Raw genomic sequence first — 20,107 nt, 5'->3', positions numbered from 1 at the left:
CCTATCGTTTAGGTTTTATTACTTTTTTCACTCCATTTTTTTCTAACAAAAAAGACTCCCATAGTAAGAATAGGAATTATCATAATGGAATAAGTAAAATACATCATCCATTTTTCAGTATAGGTTTGATAATCAGCAGCACTTGGACTAAACCATTGGGAAAGTGGGATAAGGCTTATTGCAATTGGTATAAACAAACAGTTAAGATCATGAAATCGGAATAACTGTTTTATACACAAAGCTGTAGTATAGACACATATGGATAGTTTCACAAAAATGGAGAACATCCATATTCCTGCCATAATAACTTCTATCCGTTGAATTACCCCACCAACATCAATCTTCTTTGCAATTGTAAATGCTGGATAGGTATTAATAGCAGTTCCCTCTCCACCTAAACTTAAAATAGATAAAATGGTTATTAAAATGAGAACTACTCCCCCAATGAAAGCACCTATTACATATCCACTTATAATTTTTTGTCGCTTTACGATGAATGGGGTAAGCATCAGAAAAAGTACCAATTCGCCAAATGGGAAAGAAATAAATCCATAGCTCGCTTGAAGAACATCATAGAAACCGTGTTCAAATATTGGCCTTATATTATCAATCGAAATTTGAGGTAATACAGCAATAACAAGAAGAAAAAACAAGATGCTAAAAATGGAAATCAAAGATTCCGACGATCGGGCTATTGTTTCTATACCTAAACGAACACCTATTACAATCACAACAATGAAAATATACTCAACCGCATTTAATGGAGTGCCGATAAGCAATCGGGAATTGACAAAATTACCTATATTCGAAAGTACCAGACTTGACAATACCAGACCAAAACTAGCGAACAAGAGCCCTATCACAAAGCCTAAATATTTACCAAAAGAAAAATTTATTACTTGAACCAAAGATTGATCCCTAAAATATTTACCCATAGCACCAAAAACCCATACAATTAACAATGCAATCAATAATCCCAATAGGCCGGAAATCCAACCATCTTGTTTCACATAAGCTGCAAGCATACTAGGAGTAATGATGATAGAAGTTCCAATTGTAAACAAAAGAACCAGTATCGCAAATTGACGATGTTCAATTTTTTCTTTTCCCATCATATTTTGCCTCCATTTCTACCTAGCAATTAAAAATAAAGGAATTTTACTACATTTGCAGCCGTTGCTAGGAGGAGAAAAAAAGAGAAAAACCATATTTCCTTGATATATCCTAATTTCCTCAATCGTGGAATCTCGAACAAAGCCACTACAATGGCCACAAGACATACAAACACGGATTGCCACAATTTCTTTTCCCTCCTAATCCAAACTAGGTGTAGTTTTATTTACTTTACCGAAGTTACGTATTTCCACTTTTACTTCTATCTTTACAGGCATAGTGGAAAAAGTTTTTCCCCAATCTTTCTTTAGTTTTTTCCATTCTTTTGCATTGGATTGATGAATATTGTTCCCAAAGCCAAAAACATCAGCATGGTATTCTTTCTGTGTTTTTTGCAGAGCTTTGACTATCTGATGTTTAATTTCATTCTCTGTTTTTGTTTCCAGAACATTAATCACGTTTTGTTTCAATAAATCTGCTTGACATTGGAGTTCTGCAACATTTGCTTCTGCATGAACTTGTACTATGGCTGATGGTTTATGATTCTTTACTCGTGTTCGTATTGTCGTTTTAGAATGAATGATTTCGGTAACATCTTTGCGTTGTTTGTTACAAGGCATATCAACTACCGTACTTTTGACTTTATTGATGACATATTTGTAGCCGGAAGCTTCTGTTTCCTCCAAATAACCAACCAACTTGTCCTTATGAAGTACTCCTAAACTGGTATATTGCAAATAATTTTTTAATGCTATATCCTCTACATTTTTCTTTTGCTCACCTTCCTTTAAACTCCCTTTGATTTCGATTGCTGAGATAACTGCTTCTTTCCCATCACTAGCAATATCATTATCCAATTGATCAATTTTTTGCGTCGTGTATGCGGTCCAGTATTTTTCTGCATGATTAAGCATCGTATACATATAAGTGGATGGTACCTTTTCAAGAGGCGTCACCATAGTTAGTACATCTTGTGCCCTACTGTCTCTTGTCATGATGATAAAAAAATCGCTTCTTAATTCATGATCCCTTGTTATAAAATCGAGTACAGGGGCTACTCCATCTTTCACAACGGATTCTCCAATCACAAACATACGCAGATGAGATAAATATAATTTTCGAGGTGTAGAGCTTGTCAGCTTTCGAACTGCACCTATTAAAGTACGTGCTCTTGTCTTGTAAGTTATTACAGGAACCCTTCCGCTACCTCCTTTTGAAGCAATTTCACCTGGGTCTACTACTTGGGTAGATAAAATATAGTCATCTCCAACTTTATCTACACCTAAACCGATTACTAAGGCTATGTCATTTAGTTCCTTACGGCTCCAACATCCCGTTACCATTATGGACACTATAAGGATTAGTATCAGAAGGAGATTCTTTTTTCTCATCATTTACTCTTCCCTTTTGCTTTCTCTTTCGAAGGTGGTGAGTTATTTCCACGTACTACATCTTCGGAAACCAAGCTGGTTGGACGCTTATCCATCATCCAATGAGGCATCCGAACAACACTATCTTTAAATTCAGAGGAAATGTATGGCCCATAAGGTGTCATATAAGGAATACCAAAAGAACGAATACTACATAAATGAAGTACGATCACAATAATTCCAAGCATTACACCATACAAACCAAATCCAGCCGCAATCATCATAAGAATAAAACGCAAAATACGTAATGCGATCGACATGTTATAAGCCGGGATAACAAAGCTAGAAATCGCAGTAATCGCTACCACAATAACCATTCCTGCAGATACAATCCCTGCTTCTACGGCTGCTTGACCAACAACTAATGCCCCTACAAATGACACAGTCTGACCTACAGCTTTTGGCAACCGAACTCCTGCTTCCCTCAGAATCTCAAACATAAGCTCCATCATAAATGCCTCTACAAAAGCTGGAAAAGGAACAGCTTCCCTTTGCACCATTAGGTTTACAAGCAGTGGGGTTGGCAACATCTCTTGATGGAAAGTAGTTACTGCAATATAAACTGCTGGTGCTAGTAAAGAGATAAATAAACAGATAAAGCGAAGAATACGAATCAAACTAGAAATAAGTGATCGTTCATAGTAATCTTCTGCAGCTTGAAAAAATTGGTTGAACAAAGCAGGTACAATTAAAACAATTGGAGTACCATCCACAATGATTGCTACCCTTCCTTCTAATAGAGCAGCAGCTACGACGTCTGGTTTTTCTGTATGATGTATAGTGGGAAATGGGGAATATACCTCATCTTGAATCAATTCCTCAATGTATCCACTCTCTAATATCCCATCAATATCAATTCGGTCTAATCGTTTGCGAACTTCATTTAGAACATTGTCATCTACTAAACCATCTATAAACATGATACTTAACTGTGTTTTTGTGATTTTACCAATCGTCTTGCCTTCTAAACGCAGTCGTGGATTATTAATTTTCCTTCTTAACAGAGCAGTATTGGTTCTCATCGTTTCACTAAATGTCTCTCTAGGTCCTCGAACTACCCCTTCAGCTTCTGGTACCCCTCTATCTTTCCATGATTTTAAAGAGACGCGATATCCCTTTTTGCTCCCTTGCATAAGAAAAATAACTTCTCCAGAAAGCATAAAAGTAAATAATTCTTCAAAGTTTTCAATTTGGCTTACTCCGCCTATCGGAAGTAAAGATCGCTCAATAAATGGAAACCAAACCTCCGGTGGAATACGATAGTCTGTCCAATCTTTTTCCTTCAGAAAAACCATTAGTGGTTCCAATACAAATTGCTGTAGTGCATTTGTATCAGTCAAGCCTTCTGTATAAAATAAACAAGCAGCTAATTTTTGTTCTGCTCCAAAACGAAATTCCCTAATCACAATGTCTTGACTTTCTCCAGTAGTTTCTTTTACATGACGGATGTTTGCGTCTATAGATGCAGAAATAGGTTCTGATTCCTTTTTATCCTCTTTATTTGCTCTATCTGATTCATTTGCGGCTTTACCTTTGGTATTATCTGGGGAGTTCTGAGATGTATCTTCTTTATCTTGCTCAGCTTTGTCTTCGCTTTGTCCCTTTTCTTTGTTCGACTCATCTTCGGTTGCAGCATTGCTATCATCTTTTAATTCTTCTTGCTCGGCCTTGTCTTCGTTTTTTCCCTTTTTGGTTGATTCATCTTCAGTTGGAGCATTACTACCATCTTTCAATTCTTCTTGCTCGGCCTTGTCTTCGTTTTTTCCCTTTTTGGTTGATTCATCTTCAGTTGGAGCATTACTACCATCTTTTAATTCTTCTTGCTCAGCTTTGACTTCATTTTGTTCCATTTCCTTGGTTGATTCATCTTCAGTTGTATCATTCAACGGAGTTAAATCATTCTCTTCATGACTTAAAGAATTATCAATTTGATTTTTTGATTTTTTCCCTATGATCTTAGTATGTAGATTTCGTTCTTTTTCACTGCTATTTTCGTTGATAGTTATTTCTTGTGACGTTTTATGCGGTTTATAAGGCGATTTTAATCGCTTTTTTTCTCTTTTCTTGTTTTTGTCTTCATTTGAATTCATGCCGATCCCTCATGTCCTATATTTTCATAAGAAGTTACATAAATTTTGCTCTAATATATGGTATTTCATGCACAAAAAAGGTGAATTAAAATCAACATTGATCTTCATAGGAATAAAAAATGCCACTCCTATGAGTGGCACACTTCAAATTTGAAATTATCATCTTTTATTTCAAATATTTATTCACATCAGATAGAAAATATTTTAGTTTAATTCCATCATATATTTTCGGCCGGAATAGAGCACAAATAATCCAACCAATACAGCAAATGCTCCAAAATAAAATGGAATGTGCGGATTAAACCATTCGGATAATTTTCCTGCTAACCAAGGAGCTATGGCCCCTCCCACAAAACGAACAAAACTATATGCAGAAGAAGCGACAGATCGTTCGACAGGAGAGACTTCCATCACAGCCGTAGTGATCAATGTGTTGTTTATTCCAAGTAATCCACCTGAAAGAACAATACATATAATAAGTACTGGAACATATTGAATGGAAAATCCCATGATAAATAGAAGTATCGCAAATAAAAATAAAACCATGTACATAACTTTTTTCGTACCAAAACGTTCTTGAAGTTTTGGAGCAATCACTACAGACGATATTGCTAAGAATACTCCCCAAAAGAAAAAAACAAACCCAATTCCATGCTCATCAAGACCAAGAACAAAGGGTGAGAAAGCAAGTAAAGTAAAGAATCCAAAGTTATAAAACAACGCTGTAAGTCCGATGGACAATAAGCCTCCATGCCCCAAAGCACGGATAGGATCGAGAATAGAGCTTTTCTTTGTTGGCCTTGGTACTTTGTCCAATAAAATAAACACTGCTACAAAACCGATAACCATCAAAGCTGACACACCAATAAATGGACCTCTCCAACTAATACCTCCTAAAAGCCCTCCTAGCAATGGTCCTACTGACATACCTAAACCGAGTGCTGCCTCATATAAAATAATGGCACTTTCCGTCCCACCAGCTGCGACACTGACAATTACTGCTAATGCAGTAGAAATAAACAAAGCATTACCGAGTCCCCATCCAGCACGGTAACCGACAAGCTGTCCAACCGTCTCCGACAGACCACCAAGTAAAGAAAATAAAACAATTACAAAAAGGCCCACAAGTAAGGTAGCCTTTGGCCCGATACGACTGGACAACCAACCAGTAATAAGCATCATTACACCGGTAACAAGCATGTAGCTAGTAAATAATAAAGAAACTTGACTTGGAGTAGCATGAAGTTGCTTCCCGATTGCTGGTAAGATAGGATCAACTAGACCTAGACCCATAAAAGCAACCATACAAGCAAATGCTACTGCCCATGCTGGTTTTGGTTGCTTAAAAATAGATTTGAGCGAATGTGGCGGCTCTTCCACCACTAACCCTGTTTTTTCTGTTGCTTCCATAAAACAAAAATCCTTTCTGCACACAAATATTTCGGTTTTCTAAATTAATTATAACATATACTTTAGTGGTTTATTATTTCTCAGAAGTATTTTTTTATTGGTAATTACATTTTCCGAATGCAAAAACAAAAGGGTCCTGATAGGACCCTTGGATTTTCCGATCCTCCCCTTGAACCGTAATCCAAGGGGAGGGCGTCACCTTACTCGATCACCGGAATCGGTGACCCGCAGGGTGACAATTCGAGCACAATCCACAACCAGGAATACTGCACAGCCTGGTCTTCCTGTCACAGTTGGGGCAGCTGCCCTCCCACCAGAGCGTGATGACTCCGGGGATCCGCATGGCCGCCTCAACTAGTGTTGGGGTTGACCAATCAGCACCGCGACCGAGGTCGGGTCTGCTGATTTGGAGTGACATTGGATCGTGCTTCAAGGTGATTGCACCTTTCCTCGCGAGGGAAAGCGATTTGCTCTCCATCTTTATTATATTCTGAAATTTCATTTATTAAAAGATCTTTTGTAAAAAAATACGGATTCCACTTTAAGTTTTGGCATATTCACATGTGAGTTTTTTACATTCATACATAAAAAAGCGAGGAAAAAAAGTCCCTCACTTTTCATTAAACCTAAAATACTTTATTCACTCTTTTGTTCTTTCTTTTTTTCTTTGAGTTCTGCTAGTCTTTGTTCAAATTCAGGCCGATATGGATTTAGTTCCGGCCGATCACTATTGAGCAACTTTTCTAGTTTTCGTATCATTTGTTCTTCATCTTTACCTTCATAGTCTAATAAGTCAAAGAACTTTTTATCGTCCATTCTATCAGCCATTTGCTAACACCTGTCCTTCCTTGTGAAATCTCATACTTCTCAAAACCTTAATAGCCATTTTATCACAATGAGCATCTGTTTTTGTTCCATCAAACACATTTTAAAGCGAATTTTATCTTTCTTATTCTTTAAATGAATTCTCTTTTTCTTATGCCCAAGCATTTTGTAGATTATTTCATATTTTATAAAGGGAGTATTTTGTTTCCCATTAATCATAATTCATCTGTCAACTGAATAAATTGCCTTAGGAGGTGAATGACAATGCCATTGCTCTTATTACAACTTTCTCTAATTGTCATCTTTATTCATGCTGTTTATCATGCTGTTCTTGATGTTCAAAACGGGTTAAAAACATTTTCCGATTGGATTGAATTCCTGTATCAACTCGCTATCGCGGTTGCTGCTGCTTGGTTTTATTATGCATATACATTTTGACAGTAAAAAAATGCAATTCTCCCTTTTCGGAGAATTGCATTTTTCATTGATGTACAATAAAATATTTAAGTGTTCGCATACGAGCAACAAAAGCTGCGCGGTCCTCTAGATCGAGGTTAAAATATCTGCAAGAATCATCTATATGTTGAATAAATCGATTAAAATGTTCTTCGGTTACACTTAAGTTAGTATGTGCAGATTTTAAATTTGCACCATTGTATGATCTTTTAGAACCTAATATGTAAGACAAAAACAATACTTGGTGTTTCCGTAGAACATTCATATCTACCCCTACAAAATAAGACGCGAGTTCCGAGTCACTCAATATTCGATTGTAACAATCATTCACTATTGCAGTTATTGTTTGAACCCCATATTTATCATATAGAGTAGATGAAAAATTGCTTAAGGGTTGCAATAAACTTCCCTCCAGAGATTTGAAATACTGTTGGTAAATAAATATTTATGAAAACAATACAATTATACTACTGACCTACAAAAAAAGAAACGGATAAAGCGGTATCCGTTTCTTTTTTTGCTCTTACAGATCATTAAAATCTAAAGAGCTCGCTTTTGTATAATTGGTCACTTTTTGTTCAAAGAAATCAGTTTTGGTTGCATTTAAATTAGAGAAACTTTCAACCCAGCGCATCGGATGTGCAGTGATCTCAGGATATAAGATAGGAAGACCTAACCGACCTAATCTTTCGTTAGAAAGGAACTTAATATATTTTGCAATCGTCTCATTGTTTAAACCAGCTATTTGGTTTGCTGTAATATATTGCCCCCATTTAATCTCATGTTCCACTGCTGTACGAGTCATCTCCCGTAGTTCTTCTTTAAAATTATCATCAAACAAATCTGGGTTTTCATTTTGCAATTCCTTAATCATGTTTTGAAAAAGAACAACATGGGTTAGCTCATCTCTTTGAATATATTTGATGATTGTCGCAGTTGCTGTCATTCTGCCTTGGCGGGCCAGCGCGTAGAAGAACGAGAATCCACTATAGAAATACAAGGATTCTAAAAGAAAGTTAGCCATACAGGTGCGAACAAATTGTTTATCATCTTTTTGATGAACGAATTGTTCGTACAAATCGGCAATAAATCGGTTACGTTCTAATAAGTGTTCATCGTTGCGCCACTCATCATAAATATTTTCACGCGTTTCAGGAGAACAGACACTATCTAAAATATAACTATACGATTGTGCATGTATCTCCTCTTGGAAAGCTTGAATATTCAATAAAGAGGATACTTCTGGTGCTGTTACATACTCATTGATATTCGGCAAGTTTTCGCCTTGAATGGAATCCAAAAAATTAAGAAAAGAAATCGTCTTATCAAAAGCGCGTCTTTCCGCATCTGTCAATTGTTGGAATTCCTTGGCGTCACTCGCTAAGGGAATTTCTTCTGGAATCCAAAAGTTATTCAGCATGGTACGATATAACTTATGGGCCCAATCGTATTTGATGCGATTCCATTCCCTAAGATTAGTTGTATTACCATTGATCAAGCGTTGTGTACCACGTTGGCCTGATTCATTAAATATTTTTTTTCGCTGTAGTTTTTCCATGTTTATGCTCCCTCTCTTATGACGAACAACTTACACATTCTTCGATTTCAACAGATTGATTTCGAACATAGTAGATTGTTTTTAATCCTGCTTCCCATGCAGTGATATACAACTCTAAAAATTCTTTTGCATTTGTTTCTGGAGTGATATATAGGTTAAATGATTGAGATTGATCAATATGTTTTTGTCTTTTTCCTGCTGCTTGTATGCTGTACCATTGGTTTATTTTATGCGCTTCTTTGTAATACCAAGTGGTGCTCGGTGATAGATTGGGTGCTGTTTGGGGAATAGAAGCACCGCGTTTTTCTTCTACAAAATACTTGGCATAAACAGGATCAATCCCCGCAGTCGAACCTGCGATAAGCGAAGTGGAACCAGTAGGTGCAACTGCAAAAACCCAAGCATTACGCATACCATTTTCTTTAATTTCTTTCTCCAGTTCTTGCCAGCGTTTACTTGTGTAGTTACGTCGCTTAAAGTACTCTCCTGTTTCCCACTCACTACCTTCGAACACAGGATAACTTCCTTTTTCTTTTGCTATCTCCATCGAAGAACGAATAGCTTGATATGCGAGCTCTTCAAATAATTTGTCCGCTTCTTCCAAATGTTCTTCTGATTCCCACACGATCTGATGTTGAGCAAGATATTGATGATATCCACTTGTTCCAAGTCCAACAGCTCGATATTTTTTATTGGTACGCTCTGCTTGTTTAACAGGATACATATTCAAATCAATGACATTATCCAACATTCTCATTTGAACAGGGACTATTCGAGCGATATCTTCATATGTACGAACCTTACCCAAGTTAATAGAAGAAAGATTACATACAACAAAATCTCCAGGTTTTTGCTTTGTAACAATTACTCCATCTTCTAACTCTTCACTTACTAATTCGGTAGGTGCCATGTTTTGGCATATTTCCGTACATAGATTAGATGAATAGATCATACCTTGATGCTTATTTGGATTTGCTTTATTGACCGTATCACGGAAAAAGAGAAAAGGAGTTCCTGTTTCAAAAGCACTGACCATTACACGCTTCATGATATCAATTGCAGGAATTTCAATCTTTTCAATACCTGGATGCTCCACACATGCCAAATAACGATCTTCCCATTCTTTCCCATAATAATCTTCAATGGAAAAGCCCATTACTTCCCGAACTTCATGTGGGTCTAATAAGTACCAGCTCTCTCTTGCTTTCACCTTTTCCATAAATAAATCCGGAATACAAACCCCAGGAAAAATATCATGCGCTTTTAAACGATCATCCCCGTTGTTTGTTTTTAAATTTAGAAAATCAAAAATATCCGCATGCCAGACGTCTAAATAAATGGCAAATGCACCCCGACGAACACCCAATTGATCTACTGCTACAGCAGTATTGTTGTAGTTGCGAATCCATGGCACCACTCCACCTGATGCACCTTTGTGTCCGCGAATTTTAGAACCTTTGGAACGCACTTTACCAAGGTATATTCCCACTCCACCACCGTACTTGGATACTTGGGCAGTAGCTGAGTTTGTTTGGTAGATAGACCAAAGAGAATCATCAACAGTATCAATAAAACAAGAAGATAATTGATGTAGAGGTTTTCCAGCATTAGCTAAAGTTGGAGTTGCTACTGTTAACTCTAAATTGGAAAGAACTTCATAAAATGCTTTTGCCCAGCGCACCCGATCTGCTTCTTGCAGGGCTAAGTGCATAGCAATGACCATAAATCTCTCTTGTGGTAACTCCATTACTTGATTGTCAAATGTCCGAACCAAGTAACGATCAGCTAACACCTTAATACCAATATAGTTAAATAACTTGTCTCTCTCTGGGGAAATCGAGCGTCCTAATTCTTCGATTTCTGCTTTTGTATAAGTATCCAATAAATAAGTGCCATATAACCCACTATTTGTTAAGGTATGTAACAAAGAATAAAAATCGCCATAAGAGCTTGTTTCCATATAATTTCGGTTTGCTGCAGCCTGTTTATACAATTGATAATGAAACAGACGAGCTGCTACAAATTGCCAATCTGGTTCATCTGCACTTGTTTTTTCCACTGCTACTTGTGTCAAAACAGCAAGCATCTCATCATTTGATTTTTCATTTAATAACTGAAGTTTAGCTTCCTGGATTAACTCTTCCATCGACAAATGAGGAAAATCTGCACATGCTGCCTGAACTTGCTCTTCATATGTAACTTGGTCCCTTGCCTCAATCATCTCATTCACGTCCGATCTATATATAGTTGCTATTAGAGTATAACTCATACCATATATTGTGGAAAGACGAAAATTGAACGAGAAAAATCTCTTTTTGTGTGCAAAATAAGATTTACCGTTTAATATGTAACTCAATCTCTTTTGTTCATCTTTTTTCAATAGTTGACGAAAATACAGAACATATGTTTCTACATAAACAAAAGAAAGCTTACTTCCCTTAGGAGAGTAAGCTTTCTTTTTCACTTAAAGTGATTTACTCCAGTCATGAACCGCATTACCTTCTAAAAATCTTTCGCAATCTAGAGCTGCCATACACCCAGTTCCGGCTGCGGTAATTGCTTGACGATAAACATGATCTTGCACATCACCACAAGCAAATACTCCAGGAATATTGGTTTCAGTGGTACCAGCTTTCACGTCTATATATCCCAATTCATCTAATTTGATTTGTCCATCCAAAAACTCTGTGTTAGGCTTATGTCCGATAGCTACAAAAATACCTTCGGTCTCTATTAACTCTTCTTGGCCAGTTTCATTGTTTTTTACTTTTAGTCCTGTTACTCCGTTCTCGTTGCGGACAACTTCAAGCGGAGTTTTATTTAAGCCCCAAGTTATTTTCTCATTTTCACGGGCACGGTCTTGCATGATTTTAGATGCACGTAATTCTTCTCGGCGATGAACAATATGAACTTCTGATGCAAAACGAGTTAAGAAGTTCGCTTCTTCCATTGCAGAATCACCGCCACCTACAACAATAATCTTTTTCCCACGGAAGAAAAATCCATCACAAGTTGCACAAGTACTTACTCCAAGCCCAATGTTTTCACGTTCTCCTGGAATACCAAGTAATTTTGCTGTTGCACCAGTTGAGAGAATCAAGGATTCTGTCTGGATTTTTTCTTCCCCTAAAAATAAGGTAAAAGGTCTCTCTGTTAATTCTACTTTTTTGACCCAGCCTCGACGAAAAATTGCCCCAAATCGTTCTGCTTGTTTTCTCATATTTTCCATAAGTTCTGGACCCATAATACCTTCTGGGAAACCAGGGAAATTTTCGACCTCTGTAGTGGTTGTCAGTTGTCCACCTGGCTCAGGACCCTCAATTACTAATGGTTCTAGATTGGCACGCGCTAGATAAATCGCTGCTGTTAGTCCTGCTGGTCCAGTGCCCAGTACGATTGCTTTATGCATATGATGATTATCCTCCTAGACGAAAAATAAAAAATTTCCACTCCACATTTATACCCTATTTTATAGGTAGTAAACCAGCCCTACTTTTTAAGTGATTTCCACAATACCTTCAGTAATCTGTTTCACATCTGGAAGTCTTGTGAGATTATCGACCACATCGTGGAATAAGTCTTTTACAAATGATTGAAGAATTTCTTTTCGAGGTGTATTGAGTACAGTAAGGTAGTCGGGATGAAAACCGACACGCATTTTATTTTCTTGTACTACTTTTTCAATTTCTGAAATTTCATTTTTCAAAGCTGAAATAAAAATCTTTCCTGCAATACTTCATGGACTAAAGGGATAAGTCGAGAAGAAAAACGATAAAATAATAGCCTGAAATTCTTTTACTGTCATCATTTTAGAAGGCGAAGAGTTATATACCATACGATCATTTTTATCACCATATTAGTATGTACGGCGATGATTAAAAACACGCAAATTCAACAAGGAGTTTTCAAAATGCCTGAAATTGAAGTAAACAACACCAATTTATATTACGAAGTAATTGGCGATGGAGTACCGATTATTTTCATCCATCCTCCCTTATTATCTAGTTCTAATTTTTACTATCAGCAGCTAGAACTAGGCGAACAGTTCAAAATTATTACCTTTGATATTCGCGGACACGGCAAAAGTTCTTCTGGTGATAAAATCCTTACATATCCCCTAATTATCGAAGATATGATGGGTTTGCTGGATGCCTTGCAAATCGAACAAGCATATATAGCAGGTTATTCTACAGGTGGTTCCATCGCACTAGAAGCGATGCATACATATAGCAACCGGTTTTGTGGTGGAATCTTAATTAGCGCAATGGTAAAGCCGACAAGCTTTTATCTAAAAAGCATTATTCAATTGGCTGTATTTCTTTCTAATAAGGCAACCCTTCCGATATTGGCTAAATCAATATGCAATAGTAATTCAGACTGTACATCTACCTATCAAATGTTATATCATGAAGCGATAAAAGGAAACCCTAATCGAATACAAGAATACTACCGCTATAGCCTTTCGTTCGATTACAGTAAGAAACTCTCGAATATCAAGCAGCCATCTCTTCTTTTATACGGTGGAAAAGATAAAAATTTTCAAGCAGACAAGCAATTGCTGCAAGAAAAACTGTCAGACCATACGCTCGAAATGATCGAAAACGTTACTCATCAACTTCCTACAAAAGCAGCGAAAACACTCAACACATCTATTGCTAATTTTATCCACCATCGGGCATAATGAAGGGATAGAAATAGGAGGGAAATGAAAATGAGTAAAACAAAAATCACCGTTCGTGATAATGGATCTTTGCTGATTCAAGGTGATTTTGAATTGGTAGATGCAGAGGGAAATGTATTTGAAACCAAACCAGCTATCTCTCTTTGTCGATGCGGTTTGTCTGATAATAAACCATTTTGCGATGGAAGTCACAAAGGCAATTTCGAAAGTGTTGTCAGAGCAAAATAGCACATCAAAAAAACACCTTTTCATAAGGTGTTTTTCTCATCCTTTGCGCATTAACAAAGTTGTTGGTAATGTCGCAAATCCTAACTTCTCATAAAAAGCTATTTTGTCCTCTTTACAATATAATTCTACCCGCTCAATATGAGAAGTTTCATCTATAATATCATTCATCAATTTCTTTCCTAGTCCAGAGCCTCGCAGGTCTTCATCCACTATCACATCGAAAATGATAGCACGGTAGACATGGTCGGTCAGCACTCTAGCAAACGCTGCTAATTTATCCATTTGTTTATCCCAATAGGCAAAAAGCAAATCACTAGAAGCGAGCATCTTTTTTATATCTGCTAAAGTCCTCTCACTTGTCCACCATTGGCGAGAGTATAGATCGTGTAGTTGTGAAATTTGGTGTTCGTCTAATTGACGAAGTAATTGATAACCGGACATGTCTAACCTCCTCTTCACATAATCATATTTAGTGTAGACGATACCCACACGATTCGAACAGAGTACAAAATCTGCCATCTTTTCATTCGTAAAAGGAGGAATGGTATGAAACATATAAAAGTTTCTCTTATCGGTACTTTTGTTTTCGTAAATCTCGTTTTAATTTTATTCTTATGGGAAAGAAATGCAGTCCACATAGAAAGTGATGTACCTTCAATAGCGGAGGTAAATACACCTACTACTAGAAGTGAGATCATATCAGAGAAGGTGAAGACAACAAAACAAGGTGATTATATTGTTGAGGACTACGAAGCGATCGAGGTTTGGTATGACCGAAAAGGAAAAGAAATCAAGCGAAGTCCGACTGGGGATCACACCTATTTGCGATATTGGAATTCCAAAAAAGGAAAAGTCATCATAGATGATCAAGGAGAATAAGAGAACAGACCAATTTATTTTGATTGGTCTGTTTTTTATATGTATCACAAAAAAAGATCTAATTCTACTTGAAAATAAAGTATCCACCAAACAAAGGATAAGGAAATATTGTAAATATATAATTTATTTTGATATTTACTTTTAAATTCATTATAATGAATATGGCATTCGTAATCACCCTTTGACAGCATGGGTGACGGACTCATCGGAGGCAATCATGACTGCTCAGACCATTGACACCTTCTCCAGCCTGACGACTCAGCAGCAGAAGGAGTCGGTCGAGAACGTGAAGGAAACCACCAAGAACGCGCAGGAGAACATCCGCGCAGCAGACTCGAAGGCGAACTTCCTGGGTACCGGTGGCGGTACCCTCGCCATTGCTGCGGCGACTCTGGTCGGCAGCTCTCCCGACAACCTCTCGAACCTGCTGAAGGGACTGCTGCTCTTTGCAGCCCTGTTCTTGATGGCAGCTGTTGTCGCTACCCAGTACGCGGTCTACCCGCGAACGAAGTGCTTGAACAACAAGTCGCTCTCCAAGGAGGACCTCAGCAAGCAAATGCTCGCAACGGACTCCGAAGAGTTCATGCAGAGCAAGTACAACCGTCTGCTGGATGAGTGCCACTACCTCACGGCGCACATCCTTCCCATCAAGAACAAGTGGATCAAGATCAGCATCTGGCTCGGTTGGGTCGGCGTATCTGTTCTGGCAGTAGCCACCGTAAGTTGGATGGTCACACTCTTCGTGTGAGCCACCTCCCCAAATGCTGTCAGAGGGCCGCCGCATATCGATGAGATCGATATGCGGCGCCTGCTTTATATTTAGGAACTTGCTCGCTGTTCCTCTTCAGGCGGCTTCTTTTTTGCTGCTTCTAAGCTAGCTTTTAAAGCTTCCATCAGATCAACGACTTTTTCATCACGCACTTCTTTGACTTCTACTATTTCTTCCCCTTGAATTTTCTTCTCAATCACTTCTTCTAATGCAAGGCGATATTCATCTTGGTACTTGCTCGGATCAAACGCAGTCGTCAATTGTTCGATTAACTGATTCGCCATCATCACTTCTTTTTCATTGAGCTGTAAATCTTGTGGAACATCTGGTACTAATCCGACATCACGCACTTCATCTGGATAAAAAATGGTTTCCATGACCAAACAATCCCTATAAACCCGAACAACAGCTAATGTTTGTTTGGATCGAATCGTTATTTGGGCAATCGCGATCTTCTGTGAGTCTTGTAATGCTTTTCTCAGCAGAGCGTAAGCTTTACTCTTTGCATCTTGTGCACCTAAGTAATATGTTTTTTGATAATAAATCGGATCAATTTCTTTGAGATCAACAAAATCTAATATTTCTATCGTTTTTCCTTGATCAGGTAATAATTTTTCTAACTCCTCTTTTTCCATTACCACAAATCGATCCTCTTGGTACTCATAGCCTTTGACTACCTCAGACCATGGGACTTCCTTTTTGCATTTTGGACATGTGCGCTCCATTTTGATGGGAGTTTGACATTCTTTATGCAGCGAACGAAATCGCACAGGCTTTTCTTCCGTAGCAGCGTACATTTTTACTGGAATATTGACGAGACCAAAACTGATAGAACCTTTCCACATCGTATGCATTTTTGATCATTCCTTATGTTATATTGAGCTGTTCCCAGCATGCTAATGTTTGCTCTGGCCTACCTTCTAACAAATGACAAACCCCTTCATAAAATAATGGTTCCTGCCACTTTGTTGCTCTTTGTCTCGCCAACTGAAAATGCTCCATCGCTTGGGGAATTTGACCAATTTCTAACATCGATCTTCCTTGATGATAATATCCCATCGCCTGTACCATCGGCTTCTCTTGATCGATTAAAGATTGCGCCATCTCCTGTACTTCCTCATACCTGCCTGATTTAGTGGAAATACGCATTTTCATCGCTTGCCAAATCGGTTCATTTTTCACTTCATCAGATAACATCTCATAAGCTTTTTCAGCTCGCTCTGCATTTCCTTCAGCAAGTTTAATCCACATAAAAGTAAAGAGTAGATCAGGATCATTTGGATAAAGGGTTAAACCTTTTTTCACCCATAATTCCGCTTCTGTCTTCTTCTTCATTGTCCAATAATTCCAACTCAATCCATGATATGCTGCTCTTTTATGTTCTGGATGTGCCAATAATTTTCGATACCAGATGATAGCTTGATCGGCTTGATCCATCTCTTCATAATCATGAGCCAAAGATAACATCACTTGGGGATGGTTTGTTTTCTCTAAAGAGGCCAATCTCCAATAAGTCACGCTTTTCCATTCCCCATAATGGCGATAACAACTAGATAAATAGAACATCGATTCCCAATCATGCTCATTTAACGCTAAAACATGATAAAAGGCTGGAATAGCATCCGAATACTGTTTCAATCGAAAATATGCAGCACCTAAATTAAACCATGCATCAACATTTTCTTTATCATGTTCAATTGCTTGTTGAAAAGAACGAACCGCAGCCGTTTCATTCCCTTGCTTTACACGAATACATCCGATCATATGGTGGGAAAAAGCCAAAAAAGCTGACTGTGTAGCTGTAGCTGAAACCAATTGAAAATGCTGTAATGCCATCTCCCATTCTTTTCGGTGAAATTGACTTAAACCTAAATATAGACGACCAAGCAAAAAATCTGGTTCTTCCTCTACCACTTCTGAAAAAAATCCTTCTGCTTCTTGAAACATCGTTAAATCGTAATAACCTTGACCCTGTCGAAATTGCCGAACAACAGATTCATCTAACCAAAATTCCTCTTCTAACTCTATGTCTTCTTCACCAGATAATTCAGGATAATCTGCTGTAATTGCTGCCATTTTATCTTCTATTTTTGCCCATGTTTCCAATAGCATATGAGAAGCCCGTTTTAATTCAGAATAACGTTTACGCCATTTACATTTATCATCAGAAGAAGAATGAGGATATTTTTTCTTTATTTCATCAATCTGATCTTCCATTTCTTGAAGCCAACTTTCATAAAACATTCCTTTTCCTCCCGTACAAACAACTGATTATAAGAAAGTATCTCCTGTAAGAAGAATTGTATGCTGCTTGTTTGTTGTAGGAAGTACGAATGTTATATATACTTACAGAAAATAGACCTAAAGAACGAGGGAATATTATGGCAAAAGCAGATAATATGCTAGCTATTCTGTGGTTATTAATTTCTAGACATCGAATGACTGCATCTGAGCTGGCCGAGAGCTTGGAAACAAGCGTACGTACTATATATCGTTATATTGATTCCTTATGTGCTAGCGGAGTCCCAATCATAGCAGAATCTGGACATGATGGTGGTTATCGATTGTTTAACAAATTTATAGAGACTCCCTTGTTTTTTGATACAGATGAGCGAAAAGCTCTATATTACGCTTCCTTATTCGCCAAACAAGCTGGTTATCCGTATGAAGGCTCACTAGAAAATGCACTTCAAAAAATTAAATATCAAATGAGCGAAGACCAACAAAAAGAATTTTCCAATTATACTCGTGGATTTGATGTCGTAACTCCAGCAATCATGAAGATAGATGATCAAATGCTGCGTACGATTGAAAAAGCAATTGCTTCTTGTAACAGGCTAACACTCCATTATCAAAAGACAGGATCTAATTCTCCTGAAAATAGACAAGTAGACCCTTATGGTATCGTTCATTGGAACCGGAAATGGTATTTAGTTGGTTATTGTCACTTACGTGGTGAGAATAGAACCTTTCGACTAGATCGAGTAGAAAAATTAGAAATAGAATCATTTACTTTTAACCGTCCAGAAAACTTTATAGCAACCGATTTTTTCTTAAGTTGGCTTGCCCCAAAACAAAATCAAAGAAATTTTGTACCGTTGACGATTCATGGAAATAAAGAAGCCATTCAGTATCTGCGTCATCATTGGCAACTGCAATATTATTTTGTCCATCAAACCGAAACAGAAATTCAATTTTTAGTGGAACGAGAAAGTTTGGAAACGTATATCCCTGGTTTTTTATTCACCTATGGAACTACTATAAAAGTAATAGAACCAATCTCTTTAAAAAAATCGTTAACCATACTTGCTCAAAACTTAACAAAACACTATCAACAAGATTAGGAGTAACGACATGGATAAACTTCATCTAGAAGCTTGGACCGAAGAATGTCTTTTTTTGCTCTATCTCCAAAATACACCTGAAATGACAAAATACCTCGGAGGACCAGAAACAGAAGCTCAAATTATCTCCCGACATAATCGGTATCTAAATATGGGTGATACCGGAACCTTCTATCGCATCATTTTCGAAACTGAAACAATTGGTTCCGTTGGCTATTGGGAACATTTATGGAAGGGTCAAATGATTTATGAAATAGGTTGGGCCATACTTCCCGATTTTCAAGGAAAAGGACTAGCAACACCTGCAGTAGCCAAGGCTATCGAAAAAGCGAAACTAGAAAATAAACACAGCTATATTCATGCTTTTCCATCAATAAGCAACCCAGCATCAAATGCTATATGTCGTAAATTACATTTCACACTAGTAGAGCAATGCCAATTTGAATATCCGATAGGTCATTTTATGCAAACAAATGATTGGAAACTCCAAATATAGTATAAATAAATAGAAGTACATAGCCTCTAAAAGGTGGCTATGTACTTCTATTTACGTAAAAATCCGCCTTCAGAATTGATGACCTGTCCTGTTATCCATCCAGCTTCTTCACTTGCTAAAAACGCTACCAAACGCGCAGCATCTTCTGGCTGACCTACCCTGCCCATAGGAAATTTCGTAGTTAGTTCCCCTTTTATTTCATCTGTCATCCAACCCGTATCTGTAGGACCAGGGTTGACTGCATTAACCGTAATACCAAGATGTGCTAACTCGGCCGATAAAGTTAAAGTAAAAGCCGTAATAGCACCTTTAGACGCTGCATAAGCCAATTCATTTAACATCGGCCCTTGTGCTTGTCCTGAGGTAAGGTTAATAATTCTACCCCGTCTGATAGTTGAACCTTCTAATTGTTTCGCAAATTCGACACTTAGCAGACATACTGCACGAACATTTACTTCGTAATGCCGATCTAAAATATCTGCATTTAGCTTTTGATAGCCATCTAAACTTGAATATGCAGCATTATTAACTAATATAGTAGGTGATCCTAAATGAAGGACGACTTGATTTATAAGGGTATCAGCTGCTTGTTTATCTCCCAGATTGATTTCTAATGATTTACATCGAACACCTTTGTCTCTAATCTCATCAGCGAATAAATTTGGCCAATATTTATCTGCTTGCCAATGAGTAAAAAAGATATCAACACCATTTTTAGAGAGCCTTCGACAAATAGATGCTCCAATTCCTTTTGGATGACTGACACCTGTAACAATCGCTATATCCATTCCACACCTCCATGACTTACCATTCGTCTAAATCGTAATC

Annotated in this window: 21 protein-coding genes; 7 read left to right on the top strand and 14 right to left on the bottom strand. The window is 37.6% G+C overall.

The window, feature by feature from the left end; translation table 11 throughout:
- Positions 1-8: 8 nt before the first annotated feature.
- The 5 genes from MK805_RS11170 to MK805_RS11150 all read right to left on the bottom strand — a co-directional run bounded on the left by MK805_RS11170 (position 9) and on the right by MK805_RS11150 (position 6,871).
- Complete coding sequence (locus tag MK805_RS11170) at positions 9-1,115, bottom strand: GerAB/ArcD/ProY family transporter (protein WP_240875974.1); 1,107 nt, start codon at positions 1,113-1,115, stop codon at positions 9-11.
- Positions 1,116-1,313: 198 nt separating this feature from the next.
- On the bottom strand, positions 1,314-2,504 hold the full coding sequence (locus MK805_RS11165) for a Ger(x)C family spore germination protein (protein WP_255724626.1): 1,191 nt from the start codon (positions 2,502-2,504) through the stop codon (positions 1,314-1,316).
- Positions 2,504-4,015 (bottom strand): spore germination protein, encoded by a 1,512-nt coding sequence (locus tag MK805_RS11160; RefSeq protein WP_420833072.1) that lies wholly within the window; start codon positions 4,013-4,015, stop codon positions 2,504-2,506. Before MK805_RS11160 ends, MK805_RS11165 begins: the two co-directional genes overlap by 1 nt.
- An 822-nt stretch (positions 4,016-4,837) precedes the next feature.
- Positions 4,838-6,043 (bottom strand): MFS transporter, encoded by a 1,206-nt coding sequence (locus MK805_RS11155; protein ID WP_240875972.1) that lies wholly within the window; start codon positions 6,041-6,043, stop codon positions 4,838-4,840.
- A gap of 636 nt (positions 6,044-6,679) precedes the next feature.
- Entirely contained in the window at positions 6,680-6,871 is a 192-nt protein-coding gene (locus tag MK805_RS11150; RefSeq protein ID WP_240875971.1) for a hypothetical protein, read from the bottom strand.
- A gap of 261 nt (positions 6,872-7,132) precedes the next feature.
- Here MK805_RS11150 and MK805_RS11145 point away from each other — a divergent pair, with 261 nt between their 5' ends.
- A complete protein-coding gene (locus tag MK805_RS11145) occupies positions 7,133-7,306 on the top strand; it encodes a hypothetical protein (RefSeq protein ID WP_240875970.1) in 174 nt (57 codons plus the stop codon).
- Between the two features lie 43 nt (positions 7,307-7,349).
- On the opposite strand, the gene MK805_RS11140 is transcribed toward MK805_RS11145, so the two are convergent.
- The 5 genes from MK805_RS11140 to MK805_RS11120 all read right to left on the bottom strand — a co-directional run bounded on the left by MK805_RS11140 (position 7,350) and on the right by MK805_RS11120 (position 12,588).
- Positions 7,350-7,724, bottom strand: coding sequence for a group I truncated hemoglobin (locus MK805_RS11140; RefSeq protein WP_240875969.1), 375 nt, complete (start codon positions 7,722-7,724; stop codon positions 7,350-7,352).
- Positions 7,725-7,847: 123 nt separating this feature from the next.
- The gene (locus MK805_RS11135) at positions 7,848-8,882 is read right to left on the bottom strand and encodes a ribonucleotide-diphosphate reductase subunit beta (protein ID WP_240875968.1); all 1,035 of its coding nucleotides are present in this window, start codon (positions 8,880-8,882) and stop codon (positions 7,848-7,850) included.
- Positions 8,883-8,898: 16 nt separating this feature from the next.
- Positions 8,899-11,103: a ribonucleoside-diphosphate reductase subunit alpha gene (locus MK805_RS11130; RefSeq protein WP_240875967.1), complete on the bottom strand. Its 2,205-nt coding sequence runs from the start codon at positions 11,101-11,103 to the stop codon at positions 8,899-8,901.
- A gap of 243 nt (positions 11,104-11,346) precedes the next feature.
- Positions 11,347-12,291 carry a thioredoxin-disulfide reductase gene (gene trxB, locus MK805_RS11125; protein ID WP_240875966.1) on the bottom strand — a complete coding sequence of 315 codons (945 nt, stop codon included), beginning with the start codon at positions 12,289-12,291 and terminating at the stop codon, positions 11,347-11,349.
- A gap of 87 nt (positions 12,292-12,378) precedes the next feature.
- Positions 12,379-12,588 carry a hypothetical protein gene (locus MK805_RS11120; protein WP_240875965.1) on the bottom strand — a complete coding sequence of 70 codons (210 nt, stop codon included), beginning with the start codon at positions 12,586-12,588 and terminating at the stop codon, positions 12,379-12,381.
- 204 nt (positions 12,589-12,792) lie between these two features.
- Between MK805_RS11120 and MK805_RS11115 the strand changes: the two genes are divergently transcribed.
- Together MK805_RS11115 and MK805_RS11110 are read left to right on the top strand one after the other, a co-directional pair.
- A complete protein-coding gene (locus MK805_RS11115) occupies positions 12,793-13,563 on the top strand; it encodes an alpha/beta fold hydrolase (RefSeq protein WP_240875964.1) in 771 nt (256 codons plus the stop codon).
- 30 nt (positions 13,564-13,593) lie between these two features.
- On the top strand, positions 13,594-13,791 hold the full coding sequence (locus tag MK805_RS11110) for a CDGSH iron-sulfur domain-containing protein (protein WP_240875963.1): 198 nt from the start codon (positions 13,594-13,596) through the stop codon (positions 13,789-13,791).
- A 36-nt stretch (positions 13,792-13,827) separates the two neighbouring features.
- Here the strand turns inward: MK805_RS11110 and MK805_RS11105 are convergent, their stop codons facing one another.
- Positions 13,828-14,232, bottom strand: a complete 405-nt coding sequence (locus MK805_RS11105; RefSeq protein WP_240875962.1) for a GNAT family N-acetyltransferase — start codon at positions 14,230-14,232, stop codon at positions 13,828-13,830.
- A gap of 105 nt (positions 14,233-14,337) precedes the next feature.
- On the opposite strand from MK805_RS11105, the gene MK805_RS11100 reads away from it, so the two are divergent.
- Entirely contained in the window at positions 14,338-14,670 is a 333-nt protein-coding gene (locus tag MK805_RS11100; RefSeq protein WP_240875961.1) for a hypothetical protein, read from the top strand.
- Between the two features lie 217 nt (positions 14,671-14,887).
- Entirely contained in the window at positions 14,888-15,418 is a 531-nt protein-coding gene (locus MK805_RS11095) for a Pycsar system effector family protein (protein ID WP_240875960.1), read from the top strand.
- A 71-nt stretch (positions 15,419-15,489) separates the two neighbouring features.
- Here MK805_RS11095 and ku read toward each other — a convergent pair whose 3' ends face one another.
- Both ku and MK805_RS11085 read right to left on the bottom strand, forming a co-directional pair.
- The gene (gene ku / locus MK805_RS11090; RefSeq protein WP_240875959.1) at positions 15,490-16,293 is read right to left on the bottom strand and encodes a non-homologous end joining protein Ku; all 804 of its coding nucleotides are present in this window, start codon (positions 16,291-16,293) and stop codon (positions 15,490-15,492) included.
- A 13-nt stretch (positions 16,294-16,306) separates the two neighbouring features.
- Positions 16,307-17,683, bottom strand: a complete 1,377-nt coding sequence (locus tag MK805_RS11085) for a tetratricopeptide repeat protein (protein ID WP_240875958.1) — start codon at positions 17,681-17,683, stop codon at positions 16,307-16,309.
- An 89-nt stretch (positions 17,684-17,772) separates the two neighbouring features.
- Between MK805_RS11085 and MK805_RS11080 the strand changes: the two genes are divergently transcribed.
- Positions 17,773-18,783 carry a helix-turn-helix transcriptional regulator gene (locus tag MK805_RS11080; protein WP_240875957.1) on the top strand — a complete coding sequence of 337 codons (1,011 nt, stop codon included), beginning with the start codon at positions 17,773-17,775 and terminating at the stop codon, positions 18,781-18,783.
- Between the two features lie 10 nt (positions 18,784-18,793).
- Positions 18,794-19,279, top strand: a complete 486-nt coding sequence (locus MK805_RS11075; RefSeq protein ID WP_240875956.1) for a GNAT family N-acetyltransferase — start codon at positions 18,794-18,796, stop codon at positions 19,277-19,279.
- 47 nt (positions 19,280-19,326) lie between these two features.
- On the opposite strand, the gene MK805_RS11070 is transcribed toward MK805_RS11075, so the two are convergent.
- Positions 19,327-20,067, bottom strand: a complete 741-nt coding sequence (locus MK805_RS11070; protein ID WP_240875955.1) for an SDR family oxidoreductase — start codon at positions 20,065-20,067, stop codon at positions 19,327-19,329.
- Positions 20,068-20,107: the final 40 nt, after the last annotated feature.

Source organism: Shimazuella soli (assembly GCF_022511585.1).
GTDB lineage: Bacteria > Bacillota > Bacilli > Thermoactinomycetales > Thermoactinomycetaceae > Shimazuella > Shimazuella soli.
Note: the sequence above shows the minus strand (reverse complement) of the source record. Positions and strands in the feature narration are given on the sequence as shown.

Coding starts and splice junctions, on each gene's coding strand:
- MK805_RS11170 (WP_240875974.1), bottom strand. CDS start 1,115: ATGATGGGAAAAGAAAAAATTGAACATCGTCAATTTGCGATACTGGTT.
- MK805_RS11165 (WP_255724626.1), bottom strand. CDS start 2,504: ATGAGAAAAAAGAATCTCCTTCTGATACTAATCCTTATAGTGTCCATA.
- MK805_RS11155 (WP_240875972.1), bottom strand. CDS start 6,043: ATGGAAGCAACAGAAAAAACAGGGTTAGTGGTGGAAGAGCCGCCACAT.
- MK805_RS11150 (WP_240875971.1), bottom strand. CDS start 6,871: ATGGCTGATAGAATGGACGATAAAAAGTTCTTTGACTTATTAGACTAT.
- MK805_RS11145 (WP_240875970.1), top strand. CDS start 7,133: ATGCCATTGCTCTTATTACAACTTTCTCTAATTGTCATCTTTATTCAT.
- MK805_RS11135 (WP_240875968.1), bottom strand. CDS start 8,882: ATGGAAAAACTACAGCGAAAAAAAATATTTAATGAATCAGGCCAACGT.
- MK805_RS11130 (WP_240875967.1), bottom strand. CDS start 11,103: ATGATTGAGGCAAGGGACCAAGTTACATATGAAGAGCAAGTTCAGGCA.
- trxB (WP_240875966.1), bottom strand. CDS start 12,291: ATGCATAAAGCAATCGTACTGGGCACTGGACCAGCAGGACTAACAGCA.
- MK805_RS11115 (WP_240875964.1), top strand. CDS start 12,793: ATGCCTGAAATTGAAGTAAACAACACCAATTTATATTACGAAGTAATT.
- MK805_RS11110 (WP_240875963.1), top strand. CDS start 13,594: ATGAGTAAAACAAAAATCACCGTTCGTGATAATGGATCTTTGCTGATT.
- MK805_RS11105 (WP_240875962.1), bottom strand. CDS start 14,232: ATGTCCGGTTATCAATTACTTCGTCAATTAGACGAACACCAAATTTCA.
- MK805_RS11100 (WP_240875961.1), top strand. CDS start 14,338: ATGAAACATATAAAAGTTTCTCTTATCGGTACTTTTGTTTTCGTAAAT.
- MK805_RS11095 (WP_240875960.1), top strand. CDS start 14,888: ATGACTGCTCAGACCATTGACACCTTCTCCAGCCTGACGACTCAGCAG.
- ku (WP_240875959.1), bottom strand. CDS start 16,293: ATGCATACGATGTGGAAAGGTTCTATCAGTTTTGGTCTCGTCAATATT.
- MK805_RS11085 (WP_240875958.1), bottom strand. CDS start 17,683: ATGTTTTATGAAAGTTGGCTTCAAGAAATGGAAGATCAGATTGATGAA.
- MK805_RS11080 (WP_240875957.1), top strand. CDS start 17,773: ATGTTATATATACTTACAGAAAATAGACCTAAAGAACGAGGGAATATT.
- MK805_RS11075 (WP_240875956.1), top strand. CDS start 18,794: ATGGATAAACTTCATCTAGAAGCTTGGACCGAAGAATGTCTTTTTTTG.
- MK805_RS11070 (WP_240875955.1), bottom strand. CDS start 20,067: ATGGATATAGCGATTGTTACAGGTGTCAGTCATCCAAAAGGAATTGGA.